Here is a 17388-nt window from a genome sequence, read left to right on the forward strand (position 1 = left end):
TCAATTTTTGAGATAAAAACTCAACTTAAAAAAAGGTCATGCAAAGAGAAATAGAATTAGCAATACCGCCACATTATATAAATGACACATTGTATATATTGAATGTTGGCGCTAAACAATTAAAAATAAACCCTAAACGAATTAAAAGCTTACACATTCGAAAACGCTCTATTGATGCAAGAAGCCCTCACACGGTTTATCGTTTACGTGTAGTCTTTGATATAGATAAAAAGTATACCGGAGAATTATTTATACCCACTATCAAAAATGTTAAAGAGGCAAAACCTGTTATTATCGTAGGAGCTGGCCCTGCTGGTCTTTTTGCAGCTTATCGCTGTCTTGAACGTGGGCTAAAACCAATCATTCTAGAAAGAGGAAAAACTGTTAGAGAACGAAGACGCGACCTCGCTAAAATCACTAAAGAAGGAATAATAAACCCAGACTCTAATTACTGCCATGGCGAAGGAGGGGCAGGCACATATTCCGATGGAAAGTTATATACAAGATCTGATAAACGAGGAGATGTAAAGAATGTGCTGCAAATATTTGTTGATCATGGTGCACCTAGTGACATATTGGTTGATGCAAGGCCTCATATTGGAACAAATAGGCTACCACACATCATTGAAAGAATGCGTAATACTATCTTAGAATTTGGAGGAGAGATTTACTTCAACACAAAAGTCAATGATATTATAACTTCTTTTGATCAAGTAAAAGGTGTTAGTACCGTAAACGGACAAAAGTTTTATGCGGATCATATTATATTAGCTACAGGACATTCAGCTCGTGACATTTATTATCTTTTTAAAGATAAAAACTGGTTAATAGAAGCTAAACCTTTTGCACTAGGAGTCAGGATTGAGCACCCTCAACATATTATTGACAGCGCGCAGTATCACTGTGACATACGTCATGAAAATCTTCCTCCTGCGTATTATAGTTTAGTGGAACAAGTAAACAATAGAGGTGTTTTCTCTTTCTGTATGTGTCCAGGAGGCATTATAGCACCCTGCTCTACCGAGCCTGGAGAAATTGTTGTAAATGGATGGTCACCTTCAAAGCGCAATAACCCTCACGCTAATTCAGGCACGGTAACACAAGTTAATTTGGAAGACATTCCGAACTCTTTAACAGACCCGTTTGCGCTCATGGACTTTCAAAAAAATATAGAACAAAAAGCATTTGATCTAGGAGGAAAAAATCTTTTTGCTCCAGCGCAACGCATGATAGACTTCGTAGAAGGACGTGTCTCGAATACCCTCCCCACAAACTCTTACAAGCCAGGAACAACCAGTGTTAATCTTAATGAAGTACTTCCTGAATTTATTCACGAAGCATTACGAGGCGCTCTACCACGATTTGGAAAAAAAATGAAAGGCTATTTCACAAACGAAGCCATATTAGTAGGAGTGGAATCCAGAACCTCCTCAGCTATACGTATTCCTAGAGATCGTGACACACTACAGCACCCTCAAATAAAAGGACTATACCCCTGTGCGGAAGGAGCTGGATATGCAGGCGGTATTGTCTCTGCCGCTATTGATGGCATTAATTGTGTTAACGCCATAAATATCTAAACTTATTAAATACTGATAAAAAGCCACATTATTTCTGAAGCTGTCTCTTGACAGGAATTATAGAAGTTTGTATATTTGCAATGCATTGCGAAAGTAGCTCAGTTGGTAGAGCACAACCTTGCCAAGGTTGGGGTCGCGAGTTCGAATCTCGTCTTTCGCTCAAAAGGTTCTTACGTTTGTAAGAACCTTTTTTAATTAGTCAGCCATTCAAACTATTTGTTTCAGATAAAAAAGAAAAAGGTGCCTAACTATTCATTAAACACCTTTTTATGATATAAAAATGGAAAAATACTCTCTACTTATCTAAACCTTTAGCCACTAATTCTTCTACATACAGACGTATTGCTTCGTTTGAGAAGCGAGATGTTACATCAAATGCAAAAGCATGAACTAATAAAACTCTCGCAGTTTCTTCACCGATACCTCTTGCACGTAAATAGAACAATGCTTCCTCATCGAACTGCCCCATTGTACAACCATGTGAACACTTCACATCGTCCGCAAAAATTTCCAATTGTGGTTTTGCATACACCGCAGCCTTGTCACCGATGAGCATGTTATTATTTTGCTGAAAGGCATTAGTTTTTTGTGCATCTTCACGCACAAATATTTTACCGTTAAATACAGCTGTTGAAGCGTCTTGAGGTATATTCTTATACCACTCATACGATTCGCAATTTGGCTTCATATGATCTACAATAGTATGATTATCTACAAATTGATCTCCTGAAGTTAAGTTTATACCATATAAATGCGACTCCACTTGTTCAGCATCTAGACGCACATTAATATTATTACGAACAAAGCGGGCACCAGGAAGATTGCAGTTATAATTATTATACAAACTATGAGCCTCCTGATAAACTTCTGTATGATGAATATAACTACTTGATGATTCTGCTATTTGCAAATAATAATGTTGCATCTTAGCTCCCTCTTCCACAACTATCTCTGTAACTTTATTATTCAAGTTACTTGCAGCACCATCTAAAGTAATAAACGATTCAATAACTTCAAGCTCTGCTGCTCTTTCAAGAACAATTAAATTTCGTGTTTGTGCAAAAAAAGCTTCTTCTCCTGTTGATACGTGTATAATATGAATCGGTTTAGATACTAACGTATTAGCGTCAACAGAAATATAAACCCCAGAAGTTTGTAAGGCTGTGTTCAGTGCGACTAATATATTATCCGACTTATCAGCATGTTGCGCATAGTGCTTTTCAAAGTTATTTTCGTTCTGCGCCTCCTCTATTGGCCTGACGGTTAATCCCTTTTCTTCTTCAATAGAAGAGAAAGTTAACACATACTGCCCATTCACTAACACTATACGGAAAGCATCTAAGTCTGGAATATCTGCTTTACTAACATCAATATTATCAATATTAACATCTCCATTAAGCAAATAAGAAGTATTAATTAAAGGCTTCAAGTTAGTATACTTCCACTCCTCATGCTTAATAGTAGGGAAACCGCCTTCTGCCTGAAAACGTTGGAATGATTCCCTACGTAAAGAACTCCATTTTTCGGACTCCTGAACAGCCTCTAATTCAGAAAAAGCCGAAATTAATTGTTGATATAATGATTCTGTTACTATTGTACTCATTTTATTTTATTTCAATCTGCCACTTAACTACCTAACAATAAGTTTACAAAACTTATTTAAGCCGTCTCTGTGTCATAATCTTTCAACCAATCGTACCCTTTTTCTTCTAGCTCTAAAGCAAGCTCTTTTGTTCCTGTTTTAACAATTTTACCATTGTATAAAACATGAACATAATCAGGAACGATATAGTCTAATAATCGTTGATAATGCGTAATTACAACAAACGCATTGTCTTTTGAGCGCAACTGATTAACACCATTAGCAACAACTCTTAGTGCATCAATATCCAAACCAGAGTCTGTCTCATCCAAAATCGCCAATTTTGGATTTAGCATGGCTAACTGGAAAATTTCATTACGCTTCTTCTCTCCTCCTGAAAACCCTTCATTTAATGAACGGTTAGCTAAAGTTGAAGAAAATTCGACTAGCTTTTGTTTGTCTTTCACCATCTGCAAAAACTCTTTAGCTTCCATAGGAGCAAGCCCCTTATATTCGCGGATATCGTTTATTGCAGTACGCAAAAAGTTAATATTAGATACCCCAGGAATTTCAACAGGATACTGAAAAGCCAAAAATAAACCTTCACGCGCTCTATCCTCAGGAGATAAATCTAATAAATCTACCCCATCTAATGTCGCAGTCCCTCCACTTACTTCATAAGACTCTCTCCCAGCAAGAACATTTCCTAAAGTACTTTTCCCCGCACCATTAGGTCCCATAATTGCATGAACTTCTCCTGCCTTTATTTCTAAATCAAGGCCTTTTAATATCTCTTTGTCCTCTATGGACGCTTGTAAATTCTTAATTGATAACATTTTATTATATTGAAATTGCGAAGGCGAAAACACAAAATACGAGAACGCCCTATATGTATAAATCTAGCCTACCGAGCCCTCAAGTGAAATTGCCAATAATTTCTGCGCCTCTACTGCAAACTCCATCGGCAATTGATTAAGCACTTCTTTCGCGTAACCATTCACAATAAGACCTACAGCCTTCTCTGCATCGATCCCTCTTTGATTCAAATAGAACACTTGATCTTCACCAATTTTAGATGTAGTAGCTTCATGTTCTAACATTGCTGTATTATTCTTATTGTCTATATATGGGAAAGTATGCGCCCCACATCGGTCGCCAATAAGCATCGAATCGCATTGGGTAAAATTTCTAGCATTGTCGGCGCGCGCGCCTATACTAACTAACCCGCGGTAATTGTTATGACTTAACCCAGCAGATATTCCTTTTGAAATGATCTTGGAACGCGTATTCTTTCCGAGGTGAATCATTTTTGTACCTGTATCAGCTAGTTGTTTGTTTCTAGTAAGTGCTACAGAATAAAATTCGCCCACAGAGTTGTCTCCCTTTAAAATAACACTTGGATATTTCCAAGTTATTGCAGACCCTGTTTCAACTTGTGTCCAAGAGATCTTAGAATTAGTGCCTTTACAGATTCCTCGTTTAGTTACAAAATTGTAAATCCCTCCCACTCCATCTTTATCTCCAGGATACCAGTTCTGAACCGTCGAATATTTTATTTCGGCATCTTTCTCTGCAATCAATTCAACAACCGCAGCATGCAATTGATTTTCATCACGCATAGGTGCAGTACACCCTTCTAAATATGAAACGTAAGACCCTTCTTCGGCTACGATTAATGTCCGCTCGAACTGACCTGTGTTTTGTGCATTTATACGGAAATATGTAGATAGCTCCATTGGGCATTTTACATTTTTAGGTATATAGACAAATGAACCATCCGAGAAGACAGCGGAATTCAACGCGGCGTATATATTATCTGTTTGCGGAACAACTGTACCTAAGTATTTTTTAATAAGTTCAGGATAATCTTGAACAGCCTCTCCAAAAGAACAAAAAATAACGCCCTGTTCCTTTAACTTTTCCCTGAAAGTTGTTTTAACCGACACCGAATCAAAAACAGCGTCTACAGCAACTACACCTGCCAATACCTTTTGTTCATCTAATGGTATACCAAGTTTTTCAAAAGTTGCCAATAATTCGGGATCAACTTCATCCAAACTTTCAAGCTGCTTTTTAGGTTTAGGCGCCGCATAATATGAAATATCCTGAAAGTCCACTTCAGGATCTTTAAAGTTAGGCCAAGTAGGCATCTTCAAAGTCAAATAATGTTGATAAGCTTTTAAACGCCATTCTAAGAGCCATTCGGGCTCATTTTTCTTAGCAGAAATGAACCGAACGGTTTCTTCACTCAAACCTTTCGGAGCAATCTCCATCTCTATATCGGTTGTAAAACCGTACTTATATTCCTCGAGCTCAAGCTCTTTTAATAATTCATCATCTTTTGTACTCATTTCTCCTCCACCTTTAATATTAATCTGCGATTTCTATCCATATTTCGGAGTACAAAGATACAATTTAATACATTAAAAACGCTACACATGAGCCCTTTGCCCCCTACTTTTTAACAAAATAAATGACAAATGTCATTTAAATGATGATGAAACGTCTTACAGAGCTCAAAACGCGCTTTTATATATTTAACCATAGAAACAAGACATTACTGAGGCTACTCCCAATAGGTTTTAGCTATAAAGCAACCTTAAAAAACTATTACTAATACAAAACAATGTTTTGTATATTTACCTTCTGAGAAATTTTATTTTTAAAAAAAACACATAAAAACAGATGCCATATCAACCCGACAAAACAGACTACAAAATTTTAAAACTCTTACAAGAAAACGGAAGAATAACTAACCTTCAATTAGCATCGAACATTGGCCTATCACCAGCACCTACCCTCGAACGTGTACGAAAGTTAGAAAACTCTGGTTTTATCAAGAGCTATCATGCATTTGTTGATGAGGAAAAACTTGGATTAGGCATCAAGTCTTTTATTCAAATATCCTTGGATTTTCACACTCATAACGCTATTCCTGAATTTGTAGAAGCTGTAAAGACAATACCCGAAGTAACAGAATGTCACCATGTGACTGGCAATTGTGATTTCATGCTAAAAGTATATGTAAGAGATATTAAAGCTTATGAAGCCGTGATCATGGAGAAAATATCTAAAATACCATTTGTAAAAACTTTTCAAACAATGATGATTATGTCGACAAGCAAAAAAGAACCTATTGTACCGTTAGAATATTAAAACAACTTATGACAAAACCACCAATAACCTATAATGATTTCGCTTTCATCCTTACTTGGCCTGATGCAACTATGCGTGGTGATGAAGGATGGATGATGTTCTTCAAAAAAATAGGTCTTGTAAAAAATTTAAACTTCAAAGTAGGTCATACAGGAATAGTTCTAGTAAAAAAAATAACAGGACAAATGTTATTCTATGACTTTGGCAGATACATTACCCCACGCGGGTATGGTAGAGCCCGGTCGATGTCATCAGATCCCAATTTGGAAATAAAAATAAGAGCTAAATTTTCCCAACAAAGCATCACCAACCTTGAAGAAATAATAGACTATTTTGAGACTTCAAAACCTGCGATGTACGGATATGGCGAGTTATTTTTTTCAATCGCAAAAGACATTAATTTTGAATTAGCTAAGACATATGGTGACAACTGCGTTCAAATGGGCACCTATCCATACGGTGCTGTTGCAAAAGGAAATAACAACTGTTCTCGTTTTATCACCCGGATGCTCATGTATGCCTCACAAAAATACAATTGGTCCCATAGCATCAATTTCCCAGAAACAATAAAGGCCAGTCCAATTAGTAATGTTGTCAACGCCGTAGAAGATCGAATGATATACTCCTTCACTCAAAAGCAAGGCTTAAGGCACTTTAAAATGAACCGATGGCAATCTTTTTTATTTCTGCTTAGTAAACTAGGTGACAATATTTCTCAAAAAAAAGCAGATTTACTTCCCAGTGATATCACCATAGGTTTAATGAACTTTACTAGCCGACCTATTGATGTACCTAAGGATGCACAATATTTAGGAGGCGTAGGCGACGGCGCATGGTTTCATGCTCACTTTATCGATGAAAAGCATGTTGTAATAAAAAGATTTACAACCGAAGGCTGTTTAGAATACACAGTACTAGGCACCCCCTCAGAATCTATAGATCCAACGAAAAGCTTTAAATTCACTTACGATAGCCACCTTTTATTCACACATATTATTCAAAATGAAATAAAAATAAGAATAAACCACATTCAAAATTTATCAAATAAAGACATCAGAAATCTAGACATCAATGAATTGTATGCCTAGAGCTGCCAATCAACACCTTTTTTTCCACTCATTTCTAAATAATTATTTGCCAGAGAAAAGTGTCTACACCCAAAAAAGCCTCGGTAAGCTGACAAAGGCGAAGGGTGTACACTTTTCAAAATAAGATGCTTCGTCTTATCTATCAATTTTTCCTTTTTTTGAGCATAACTCCCCCAAAGAACAAACACTACATGTTCCAAATCCCTAGAAACAGCTTCAATAACAGCATCTGTAAACTGCTCCCATCCTCTATTTTGATGTGATCCAGCCTGATGTTCGCGAACAGTTAAAACAGTATTTAACAAAAGAACCCCCTGCTGCGCCCACTTAGTCAAATCCCCGTGTTTTGGTCTTATGAAACCCCTTATATCATTCTCTAGTTCAGTGTATATATTTCTCAACGAAGGAGGCAATGTTACTCCTTTAGGTACAGAAAATGACAATCCTTGCGCCTGCCCCTTATTATGATAAGGGTCTTGTCCTAATATTACAACCTTTACATCGGTAAATTTAGTTAGCTTAAAAGCATTAAAAATTAAATTATCCGGAGGATAAACTACAACCTGCTGCCTTTCTCGATCGATAAAATCGATAAGGTTCTTCACCTCTTCTTTATCTAACAACGATGACAAAACAGGCATCCAACTAACATCATAAACACTTTTCATAACCAAAAATACATTTTTGAAAATTTATAAGTAACAGTATTTGACAAAGCTCCAAAATAAACGGATATTTGCATATTATTGTTTTAATTGAAATTAAATTCTATGTCAAATATTGTACGCATTATTCTCTGTAGTCTTCTGCTAATTGGGACGGTACTGTTATTTTGGTTTGGGCATTGGGGGTGGGGAATCCTCGGCATTTTTGTCAGTATACTAGCATGGGTCACAGTATTTTTTAACGAGCACATGCTTCTAGCTCAATGGCACCTTCGTAAAGAAAATATGATTAAAGCCGAAAAGGCTTTAAAACATATAAAGAATTATGAAAAGCAGTTAATAAGTGCTCAGCATGGTTATTACCATATGCTTTTAGGTATATTTGAATCTCAGAAAGCACCTCTGCAATCTGAAAAATATTTTAAAAAGGCACTTTCTTTAGGGCTACATATGGATCATAATGTGGCAATGGCAAAATTGAGCTTAGCGGGTGTTGCTATGGCTAAAAGAAATAAACGCGAAGCAGAAAAACTATTAGCCGAAGCAAAGAAAGCTGACAAAAACAAGCTACTAGCTGATCAGATCAAAATGATGAAAGACCAACTTGGCCAACTAGACAGACAACAGTTTAGATACTCGAGATAAATTAAGCTTAAAACGGTTCAAATCCACAATAAAACTTTGAACCGTTTATCTACTTATTAATAAGAAACGATTATTCTTTTTTCAAATCTAAAATAGCCTCAATAAACTTTCCCTCTTCATTACTATCCTCAAATACAAAAACTACTTTTGAAAGCTCTTTGTCCCCCCAATTAGAAACTTGCAATCGAAACGGGACAGGTAAATTTTCCTCTAACAAGTAGTGTAAATAATTCTGCCTATCCGCAAGACTCACCAATACCCTTCCCATTCTCATATTAGCACACATATGTTTTGCACCATCGTTATCAATGACCTGTGTAGCATATGTATTCAGTTTAAATTCACGAACACCCTTATGATAAGAAATCAAGAAAAAGTCAATGGTAATAGTGTCCTTGTTCTGATCAAGGCTTACAGCCTTTACGTCTATTTGTAAATCATCTATAACATACGCTTCTTTTATTTCTTGACCTTGTAATTGTACAGTGCACAAAGAACAAACCAAAAGCAAAAGCAATGAACACTTAAAATAACTCATCTTTTATCTTAATCTATCAGCTGAACGAATAAGCTTTTCATCCTTACGGATATCCCTCACCGCTAATCCTAATAAAATTAAAGCAAGTGGTAATAAAAAAAAGCCCACACCAATATTATTCGTGTCAACTTTTTGAGATATCGAGCCGAGACTATCATTTGCAGTACTTAGCATCCATACACCTAAACCAATTACAAGTAAAAGCTCTAAATAAATAAACCTGATCTGCTGCTTTCTATTTTTAAAAAGAAAAATTAAAACAAAGGGAATCAAAGCGACAACCCCTGTAAAGATAGCTAAACCAATAGATCCACTCTCTTTAACAATTTCATTATTAACCGAAGAATAAACTCCTGTCACAGAAATTTGCCTCCCTAATCCCACTAAATCTATAAAACTTACAAATGGGAATATAAAAAGACTAAACAAGATAACCGAAGCTGCTAAAAGCCAAATTGTTTGAACACGTTGAATCATAAACTATATAATAAATACTATCTAACAAATATACTATAAACAAAAGAATTAGCAATTTGATTGCTTTAAAAATTAATTAAACAATTAACCTCCCTACTTCCTCCATGACTTATTAAACTCCACTCTTTCCTTAAATATTTTTCACTCATGAGCTTACATTCTTTTAATTATCTTTGTACTGTGGACAACAAATTACAACGTTTTTTTCTAGAAATTGCCTACGATGGAACTATGTATCACGGCTGGCAACTACAGCATAACGCTATCTCCGTACAACAAAAATTAAATGATGTTTTGGAAACAGTTTTGCGTTCCAAAATAGAGACCACGGGTGCTGGACGAACGGATACCGGTGTACATGCCCAACAACTATTTGTTCATTTTGACACGCAAGAGAATCAGATTAAAAGTAAAAGATCTTTTCTACATTCTTTAAACGCTCTTCTTCCACAAGATATAAGTGCACAGGACTTAATACCCGTTTCAAACAACGCACATGCAAGATTTGACGCTACCGAGAGGTCTTATGCATACTTTATACACTTTAAAAAAGACCCTTTTCTTACAAATAGATCTTGGCAAATTCGGGACATGCCAGATATAGCCTTGATGAATACAGCTACTCAATATCTATTAGGGAAACAAGACTTCAGTTGCTTCTCAAAAAGCCATACCCAAGTGTTTACGAATATCTGCACAATAAAACAAGCATATTGGCACTTAGAAAATGACCGTTTAGTGTTCAGAATCACAGCAGATCGTTTTCTCCGAAACATGGTAAGAGCCATAGTTGGCACATTAATTGAAATTGGAATTAAGAAAAAAGAAGCTGAATCAATCCTTGAAGTCATTAGAAGTCGGAAACGTTCGCAGGCGGGGATATCCGTACCTGCTCATGGACTATATTTAACAAATATCGTTTACCCTTATTTATAACATAAACACTTTGAGTAATCAAAATATAACTGGCAAAACCTACGACACTAAGCTATTAAAAAGAATGGCAAATTATATGCGTCCCTATAAAACGATATTTTGGGCCTCAGTAGTTTTAACCATTTTATTAGCTGGTGTAGCTCCTGCATTACCAATGCTAATCGAGTATACTTTAGATAAATATATATTAAAATCAGATTCCACAGGCCTAAAATGGATGTTACTCGCCATGGTAGCGCTGCTATTGATTCAAACCATTATACGCTACTATCACACGTTAGCAACTAACGTATTAGGGCAAAATGTCATTAGAGATATTCGCATCGAGGTTTTTAACCACATAACTAATTTACGACTAAAATACTTTGATAATACTCCTATAGGTCGTATCATTACCAGAGCAATATCGGACTTAGAAACTATTTCCAATATATTTTCACAAGGGCTGATCCAAATCATTGGAGATCTACTACAGCTTTTTGTTATTCTTGGAGTCATGTTTTATACCGACTGGAGATTGACACTTATCGTCCTTGTCCCCATGCCTTTAATGATTTGGGCAACATATATCTTTAAAGAAGCGATGAAGTCTGCCTTTATAGATGTCCGAAAGTGGGTTTCTAATTTAAATACATTTTTACAAGAACACATTAGCGGAATGGCAATAATACAATATTTTGCACGTGAAGAACAAGAAATCAAAAAATTCGAAAATATCAACCGTAAGCATCGTGACGCCCATATACGCGCAAATTGGTATTTTTCCATATTCTTTCCCGTCTTAGAAATTATCATTGCAATCGCAACAGGACTATTGGTATGGTATGGCTCTAAACAGATTCTATCAGATATAATATCTCCAGGCGTAGTTGTCGCTTTTTTAATGTACATTAATATGATTTTCAGACCTATTAGGGAACTAATAGATAAATTCAACACACTACAAATGGGAATGGTTTCTGCTGAACGCATATTTGATGTACTAGATACAAAAGAATTTACACCGAACAACGGAAAACTAAGTCCAAAAGAAATAAAAGGGAAAATCGAATTTAAAAATGTATGGTTTGCCTATAATAATGAAAAGTGGGTTTTAAAAGATATAAACTTAGAGGTTCAACCTGGAGAAACTCTCGCACTAGTCGGTGCCACTGGGGCAGGAAAATCTTCGACCATCAATATCTTAAGTAGGTTTTATGAAATACAAAAAGGAAATATTCTTCTTGACAATATCGACATAAGAGAATATGAGTTAAGTTTCTTAAGACAACATATAGCTACAGTACTACAAGATGTATTTTTATTTTCCGATAGCATTTATAACAACATCACCCTTAATAACCCCGACATTAGTCGAGAAGAAGTGATAGAGGCGGCAAAAAAAGTTGGTGCTTACGAGTTCATAATGAATCTTCCTAATGGCTTAGAGTATCAGGTACAAGAACGTGGAGCAACATTATCCGCAGGTCAAGCACAGCTCATATCATTTATCCGAGCTTTAGTTCATAATCCAACTATTCTGGTCTTAGACGAAGCCACATCTTCTATAGACACAGAAACAGAAATTCTTATACAGGAAGCAATAGACAAAATGATGACTGGTCGAACTTCAATTGTTATAGCGCATAGGCTTTCAACAATACAAAAAGCCGATAAAATTATTGTTTTCGACAAAGGTGAAATTAAAGAAACTGGCACCCATGCCGAGCTTCTCTCTTTTAATGGTTACTATAAAAAACTATATGACCTACAGTTCAACTCCTTAAGTGTATAATTCCAAAGGGACAGCTTCATAGCACCTTAAAAAAACATTTGATATTCATATAAAAAGGGTTACTCATTTAAAAGCAACCCTTTTTATATACAAACAGATTCTTGTTTAATTCAATCCTCTTTTCTTCATCAGATAGATAGGGTCTGGATCTGCTCCACGGAATTGTCTATACATTTCTGCAGGGTTTCCAGTACCACCACGCTCTAAAATATTTCTACGGAAAGATGTGGCCGTCCCTTCGTCGTATACAGATTTTTCTTTGAAGGCTGCAAATGCATCCGAATCCAAAACCTCAGACCAAATATAACTGTAATAACCCGCTGAATAACCTCCAGAAAATATATGCTGAAAATAGGAACTTCTATAACGAGGAATTATTGCATCGATCATTCCTATCTTATTCATAGATGCTGCTTCAAAAACATTAATGTCTTCCGTTACAGGAGATGTGCGAGCGTGGTAATCTAGATCCAATAAAGAAGCTCCTAAATACTCAACTGTAGCAAAACCTTGGTCGAATGTGCCCGCTTTTTCCATCTTCTCAATTAAAGTCGCAGGAATTACCTCTTTGGTTTTATAATGCTTCGCATAAGTAGTTAAAACCTCTGGGTCTGCTGCCCAGTTTTCCATAATTTGCGAAGGTAACTCCACAAAATCCCGAGGCACCGAGGTACCCGCTAAGCTTCTGTATTTTACATTTGATAAAAGTCCATGCAAAGCATGCCCAAATTCATGAAATAATGTAGTCGCTTCATCAAAAGTTAATAAAGCGGGCTGATCTCCTATAGGCTTCGTGAAGTTACATACAATCGAAATGACAGGGGCAACACGCTCTCCATTTTTAGTACTTTGCGTTCTATAAGATGTCATCCATGCTCCACCTCTTTTTGAAGCCCTCGGAAAGAAGTCTGCATATAAAAGGCCTAAGTGAGAACCATCCTTGTCTTTCACTTCATAAACCTCCACATCTTCATGGTAAGTAGGTATATTGTTTAAAGCAATAAACGATAGTCCAAATAAATTTGCTGCAGTTGCAAAGGCCCCCTCACGAACGGCTGCTAAACTAAAGTAAGGCTTAATCTCCTCCTCATTCAAAGAATATCGAGATTTACGTATTTTCTCTTGATAATACCGCCAATCATAAGGAGCAACCTTAAATGTATCTTGAGCAGTTTCTATTTCCTTCTGAATGTCATCAGCCTCTACTTTAGCTTTAGCTAAGGCAGGTGTCCATAATTTATTCAATAAAGCATAAACATTATCGGGTTTTTCCGCCATTGACTCTTCTAAAACATAAGCAGCATGAGAGGTATAACCTAACAGTTTTGCTTTCTCTAAACGTAAATTAGCAATTTTCTTAAGGGTCTCCTTATTATCATAGTCATTGTCATTATTGCCTCTCATCTGATAGGCATTCCAAATTTCTTTACGCAACTCTCTATTATCAGCATACTGTAAGAACGGCATAACAGACGGATTCTGTAAAGTAAAAACCCACTTCCCTTCTTTACCTCTACTTTTAGCTTCGTCAGCAGCGGCTTGCTTTAATGCCTCGGGCAATCCTGCCAAATCATTTTCATTTTCCACTAGTAACTCATAGGCATTCGTCTCAGCCAATAAATTCTGTCCAAACTGTGTTGTCAAAACTGATAATTCAGAATTAATTTTCTTTAGTTTTTCTTTTTGTTCAGTAGTAAGATTTGCACCTGAACGAACAAAACCTTTGTAAGTTTCCTCTAACAACTTTGCATCTTCACTATCTAAACTTAAAGTACCTCTATTGTCATATACAGACTTCACCCTAGAAAACAACTTCTCATTTAACGAAATCTCATCCCCATGCGCAGACAATATAGGCGCTAACTCCTTTGCGATTGCCTGTATAGAGTCATTCGTATTTGCAGAGTTTATATTAAAAAACACAGTTGAAACTCTAGTCAACAATCTACCAGCATTCTCTAATGCTACAATTACATTCTGAAAAGAAGGATCTTCTATGTTATTTACAATAGAATCAATTTCTACATTATGGGCTTTCAAAGCCTCTTCAAAAGCTGGTTTATAGTGACCCAATTCTATCTGATCAAAAGGAGGCACCTGAAACGGCGTCTCATAATCCATAAGCAAAGGATTATTGCTTGCTTTTTTGTTCGTTTGATCTTGACAACCTACAACAAGTGCTGCCACAACCAAACAGAAAGGTAAGATTCTTTTTTTACTCATTTCTTGTGTTTATTTTTTTTCCTAACAAATATAGTTATAAAAGACCATTTACAAAGTTAACAGCAGAAGCAATACGTGTTGCTTTCAAATAATACCGAAGTAATGACTTTATACATGCTAAAACTCCATATTTAATTAAATCGTTACAGTAAAGAACGAATAACTCTATCTCAAAGACAACTACCACACAATTAAATTTGGCACGAATTTTATTCACATCTCAATACATAATGATTTTATAAATTAAACCATCTTTCAAATAACAGCTCTATACCTATAGTATGTAGCACATGGCTATTGCACTACGTATATTTAAACAAAGAAACATATAATATGAAAAAAATCTATCAAAAGTCTTTAATGCTAATTGTGGCATGCATTAGTTTAAGCTCTATAACTTTAGCACAGTCTATAAATATGAAAACTGATCCTTCAATTTTTCCAAAACCTGAAAACGGGTATAAACAAATGTTAATCGAGGTACCTCATTCAGAAAATGATTCAAAAAAGAAAATTGAATTCTCAGTAGGAAAAATAATGGAAGTCGATGGCTGTAATCATTTTTTCTTACAAGGAACTCTTGAACAAAAAGATTTAGAAGGCTGGGGCTATAGTTACTATATTTTCAAAACAGATGGGATTGTAGGTAGCACACAAATGGCATGCCCAAGCCAACCTAATAGACATATTTTCGTCTCTGCGCAACCTGAGATCACAAACTATAACGGACGATTACCAATTGTTGTTTATGTGCCGGAAGAATATGATATTCAGTTTAAAATCTACAAAGCTGAAGATGATATATATAGAGCTAGTGAAGTCAAACAAAAACAATAGTTTTTCGCTATTAAATAGTATTAAAAAAGATCTTTCTATTTTAGAAAGATCTTTTTTAATACATAAGTGATAAGTACTCTAAGAATTCTTACCTTTTATTTTTCTTTCGTTTTCCGTAAGATAAATTTTACGTAAACGCATGGACTGCGGCGTAACCTCGATGTACTCATCCGATTGAATATATTCCATACACTCTTCTAACGAAAACTTTACGGCTGGCGCTATACGGACATGATCATCAGAACCTGACGCACGCATATTTGTCAACTGCTTACCTTTAGTGATATTAATAGTCAAATCATTTTCTCGAATATGCTCACCTAATATCTGACCTTCATAAATATCCGCTCCAGGATCGACAAAAAAGCGTCCGCGGTCTTGTAATTTATCTATAGAATACGCAGTTGTAGTCCCTGTATCAAGCGAAATCAACACACCTGCAGAACGTCCAGGGATAGTGCCCTTCCAAGGTTCATATCCCTTTAATCGGTGTGCCATTACGGCCTCTCCTGCTGTTGCAGTCAAAACACTATTTCGCAATCCGATAATACCTCTTGACGGTATTGTAAACTCTAAATGCTGAACTTCACCTTTAGTTTCCATAACGAGAAGCTCTCCCTTTCTTTGCGTCACCAATTCGATAACTTTACCTGAAACTTCAGCAGGAACATCAACAACCATCTCTTCAATAGGCTCACACTTAACGCCGTCTATTTCCTTCACAATTACTTGCGGCTGTCCTACCTGTAACTCGTACCCTTCACGACGCATTGTTTCTATTAAAACAGATAAGTGAAGAATACCTCTACCATATACCAACCATGCATCTGGCGAATCTGTAGGAACTACACGAAGTGCTAAATTCTTCTCCAGTTCTTTTTGCAAGCGTTCATATATATGTCTAGAAGTAACAAATTTCCCTTCTTTGCCAAAAAAAGGAGAGTTGTTAATAGTAAACAGCATGTTCATAGTAGGTTCATCAATATGCATAACCTCTAGTTGTTCAGGTTTTTCATAATCAGCAATTGTATCGCCTATCTCAAAACCATCAATACCAACGACAGCACATATGTCTCCTGCATTTACTTCCGAGACTTTTATCCTACCCAACCCTTCAAAAACTTGAAGCTCTTTAACACGCGATTTTACAATTTTACCATCACGTTTCATTAATGAAACAGGTTGGTTTTCTTTAATTGTTCCACGCGCAACTCTTCCGATAGCTATTCGCCCCACAAAAGCCGAATAATCTAATGAAGTAACTTGCATTTGCAAGCTACCCTCAGAAACTTGAGGAGCAGGTATGTGTTCGATAACCGCATCTAATAATGGAGAGAAGTCTTCCGCAGGCTTTTTCCAATCCGGAGACATCCACCCCTGCTTAGAAGATCCGTAAAGTACTGGGAAGTCCAGCTGCTCTTCCGTAGCTCCTAAATTGAAAAATAAATCAAAAACATTTTCATACACTTCATCAGGTCGACAGTTTTCTTTATCAACCTTATTAACAACAACAATAGGTTTAATACCTAATGCTAATGCTTTACCAGTCACGAAGCGAGTCTGTGGCATAGGACCTTCAAATGCATCAACTAACAAAACAACACCATCTGCCATCTTAAGAACGCGCTCAACTTCACCTCCAAAGTCCGCGTGACCGGGCGTATCTATAATATTAATTTTAACGTCTTTGTACTTAACAGAAACGTTTTTTGATACAATCGTGATTCCTCGCTCACGCTCCAAGTCAATATTGTCTAAAATCAGTTCTCCAGAATTTTCATTTTCTCGAAACTGACTTGTAAAATGTAGAATTTTGTCAACTAGGGTAGTTTTACCGTGGTCAACGTGTGCGATAATCGCAATATTTCTAATGTTCTGCATTGAGGA

The 17388-nt window shown here is 36.2% G+C and carries 15 protein-coding genes and 1 tRNA gene; 8 read left to right on the forward strand and 8 right to left on the reverse strand.

The features are described from left to right. The first annotated feature begins 38 nt into the window (after positions 1-38). On the forward strand, positions 39-1580 hold the full coding sequence (locus ORI89_RS14505) for an NAD(P)/FAD-dependent oxidoreductase (RefSeq protein ID WP_268231221.1): 1542 nt from the start codon (positions 39-41) through the stop codon (positions 1578-1580). An 87-nt stretch (positions 1581-1667) separates the two neighbouring features. Continuing rightward, positions 1668-1740: transfer RNA gene (locus ORI89_RS14510), tRNA-Gly, on the forward strand. 135 nt (positions 1741-1875) lie between these two features. Here ORI89_RS14510 and sufD read toward each other — a convergent pair. The 3 genes from sufD to sufB form a co-directional block, all read right to left on the reverse strand. Further along, on the reverse strand, positions 1876-3183 hold the full coding sequence (gene sufD, locus ORI89_RS14515; protein ID WP_268231222.1) for a Fe-S cluster assembly protein SufD: 1308 nt from the start codon (positions 3181-3183) through the stop codon (positions 1876-1878). 56 nt (positions 3184-3239) lie between these two features. Then, positions 3240-3998, reverse strand: coding sequence for a Fe-S cluster assembly ATPase SufC (sufC, locus tag ORI89_RS14520; RefSeq protein WP_268231223.1), 759 nt, complete (start codon positions 3996-3998; stop codon positions 3240-3242). A 63-nt stretch (positions 3999-4061) separates the two neighbouring features. After that, positions 4062-5513, reverse strand: coding sequence for a Fe-S cluster assembly protein SufB (sufB, locus tag ORI89_RS14525; protein WP_268231224.1), 1452 nt, complete (start codon positions 5511-5513; stop codon positions 4062-4064). Positions 5514-5847: 334 nt separating this feature from the next. Here sufB and ORI89_RS14530 point away from each other — a divergent pair, with 334 nt between their 5' ends. Together ORI89_RS14530 and ORI89_RS14535 are read left to right on the forward strand one after the other, a co-directional pair. Then, positions 5848-6318, forward strand: a complete 471-nt coding sequence (locus ORI89_RS14530; protein WP_268231225.1) for an Lrp/AsnC family transcriptional regulator — start codon at positions 5848-5850, stop codon at positions 6316-6318. 8 nt (positions 6319-6326) lie between these two features. After that, positions 6327-7406: a DUF6695 family protein gene (locus ORI89_RS14535; protein ID WP_268231226.1), complete on the forward strand. Its 1080-nt coding sequence runs from the start codon at positions 6327-6329 to the stop codon at positions 7404-7406. Here ORI89_RS14535 and ung read toward each other — a convergent pair. Continuing rightward, positions 7403-8074 (reverse strand): uracil-DNA glycosylase, encoded by a 672-nt coding sequence (gene ung, locus ORI89_RS14540; protein WP_268231227.1) that lies wholly within the window; start codon positions 8072-8074, stop codon positions 7403-7405. The genes ORI89_RS14535 and ung overlap by 4 nt on opposite strands. 102 nt (positions 8075-8176) lie before the next feature. Here ung and ORI89_RS14545 point away from each other — a divergent pair, with 102 nt between their 5' ends. Then, positions 8177-8716, forward strand: coding sequence for a DUF2892 domain-containing protein (locus ORI89_RS14545; protein ID WP_268231228.1), 540 nt, complete (start codon positions 8177-8179; stop codon positions 8714-8716). Positions 8717-8786: 70 nt separating this feature from the next. Here ORI89_RS14545 and ORI89_RS14550 read toward each other — a convergent pair whose 3' ends face one another. Together ORI89_RS14550 and ORI89_RS14555 are read right to left on the reverse strand one after the other, a co-directional pair. After that, positions 8787-9254, reverse strand: a complete 468-nt coding sequence (locus tag ORI89_RS14550; protein WP_268231229.1) for a hypothetical protein — start codon at positions 9252-9254, stop codon at positions 8787-8789. A gap of 3 nt (positions 9255-9257) precedes the next feature. Next, positions 9258-9731 carry a DUF4293 domain-containing protein gene (locus ORI89_RS14555; RefSeq protein WP_268231230.1) on the reverse strand — a complete coding sequence of 158 codons (474 nt, stop codon included), beginning with the start codon at positions 9729-9731 and terminating at the stop codon, positions 9258-9260. Between the two features lie 180 nt (positions 9732-9911). Here ORI89_RS14555 and truA point away from each other — a divergent pair, with 180 nt between their 5' ends. Continuing rightward, entirely contained in the window at positions 9912-10667 is a 756-nt protein-coding gene (gene truA, locus ORI89_RS14560) for a tRNA pseudouridine(38-40) synthase TruA (RefSeq protein ID WP_268231231.1), read from the forward strand. A gap of 10 nt (positions 10668-10677) precedes the next feature. Further along, positions 10678-12441 (forward strand): ABC transporter ATP-binding protein, encoded by a 1764-nt coding sequence (locus ORI89_RS14565; protein WP_268231232.1) that lies wholly within the window; start codon positions 10678-10680, stop codon positions 12439-12441. A 105-nt stretch (positions 12442-12546) separates the two neighbouring features. Here ORI89_RS14565 and ORI89_RS14570 read toward each other — a convergent pair whose 3' ends face one another. Next, on the reverse strand, positions 12547-14664 hold the full coding sequence (locus ORI89_RS14570; protein ID WP_268231233.1) for a M3 family metallopeptidase: 2118 nt from the start codon (positions 14662-14664) through the stop codon (positions 12547-12549). 333 nt (positions 14665-14997) lie between these two features. Between ORI89_RS14570 and ORI89_RS14575 the strand changes: the two genes are divergently transcribed. Next, positions 14998-15501 carry an ecotin family protein gene (locus tag ORI89_RS14575; RefSeq protein WP_268231234.1) on the forward strand — a complete coding sequence of 168 codons (504 nt, stop codon included), beginning with the start codon at positions 14998-15000 and terminating at the stop codon, positions 15499-15501. Positions 15502-15579: 78 nt separating this feature from the next. Here the strand turns inward: ORI89_RS14575 and typA are convergent, their stop codons facing one another. After that, positions 15580-17382 (reverse strand): translational GTPase TypA, encoded by a 1803-nt coding sequence (typA, locus tag ORI89_RS14580; RefSeq protein WP_268231235.1) that lies wholly within the window; start codon positions 17380-17382, stop codon positions 15580-15582. Between the last annotated feature and the right edge of the window lie 6 nt (positions 17383-17388).

Origin of the sequence: Sphingobacterium sp. UT-1RO-CII-1 (assembly GCF_026711005.1) — a bacterium.
GTDB lineage: Bacteria > Bacteroidota > Bacteroidia > Sphingobacteriales > Sphingobacteriaceae > Sphingobacterium.

Bases quoted from the DNA above. Each gene is read 5' to 3' on its own strand.
- ORI89_RS14575 (WP_268231234.1), top strand. From the start codon at position 14,998: ATGAAAAAAATCTATCAAAAGTCTTTAATGCTAATTGTGGCATGCATT.
- typA (WP_268231235.1), bottom strand. From the start codon at position 17,382: ATGCAGAACATTAGAAATATTGCGATTATCGCACACGTTGACCACGGT.
- sufD (WP_268231222.1), bottom strand. From the start codon at position 3,183: ATGAGTACAATAGTAACAGAATCATTATATCAACAATTAATTTCGGCT.
- sufB (WP_268231224.1), bottom strand. From the start codon at position 5,513: ATGAGTACAAAAGATGATGAATTATTAAAAGAGCTTGAGCTCGAGGAA.
- ORI89_RS14530 (WP_268231225.1), top strand. From the start codon at position 5,848: ATGCCATATCAACCCGACAAAACAGACTACAAAATTTTAAAACTCTTA.
- ORI89_RS14505 (WP_268231221.1), top strand. From the start codon at position 39: ATGCAAAGAGAAATAGAATTAGCAATACCGCCACATTATATAAATGAC.
- sufC (WP_268231223.1), bottom strand. From the start codon at position 3,998: ATGTTATCAATTAAGAATTTACAAGCGTCCATAGAGGACAAAGAGATA.
- ORI89_RS14570 (WP_268231233.1), bottom strand. From the start codon at position 14,664: ATGAGTAAAAAAAGAATCTTACCTTTCTGTTTGGTTGTGGCAGCACTT.
- ORI89_RS14555 (WP_268231230.1), bottom strand. From the start codon at position 9,731: ATGATTCAACGTGTTCAAACAATTTGGCTTTTAGCAGCTTCGGTTATC.
- ung (WP_268231227.1), bottom strand. From the start codon at position 8,074: ATGAAAAGTGTTTATGATGTTAGTTGGATGCCTGTTTTGTCATCGTTG.
- ORI89_RS14535 (WP_268231226.1), top strand. From the start codon at position 6,327: ATGACAAAACCACCAATAACCTATAATGATTTCGCTTTCATCCTTACT.
- ORI89_RS14545 (WP_268231228.1), top strand. From the start codon at position 8,177: ATGTCAAATATTGTACGCATTATTCTCTGTAGTCTTCTGCTAATTGGG.
- ORI89_RS14550 (WP_268231229.1), bottom strand. From the start codon at position 9,254: ATGAGTTATTTTAAGTGTTCATTGCTTTTGCTTTTGGTTTGTTCTTTG.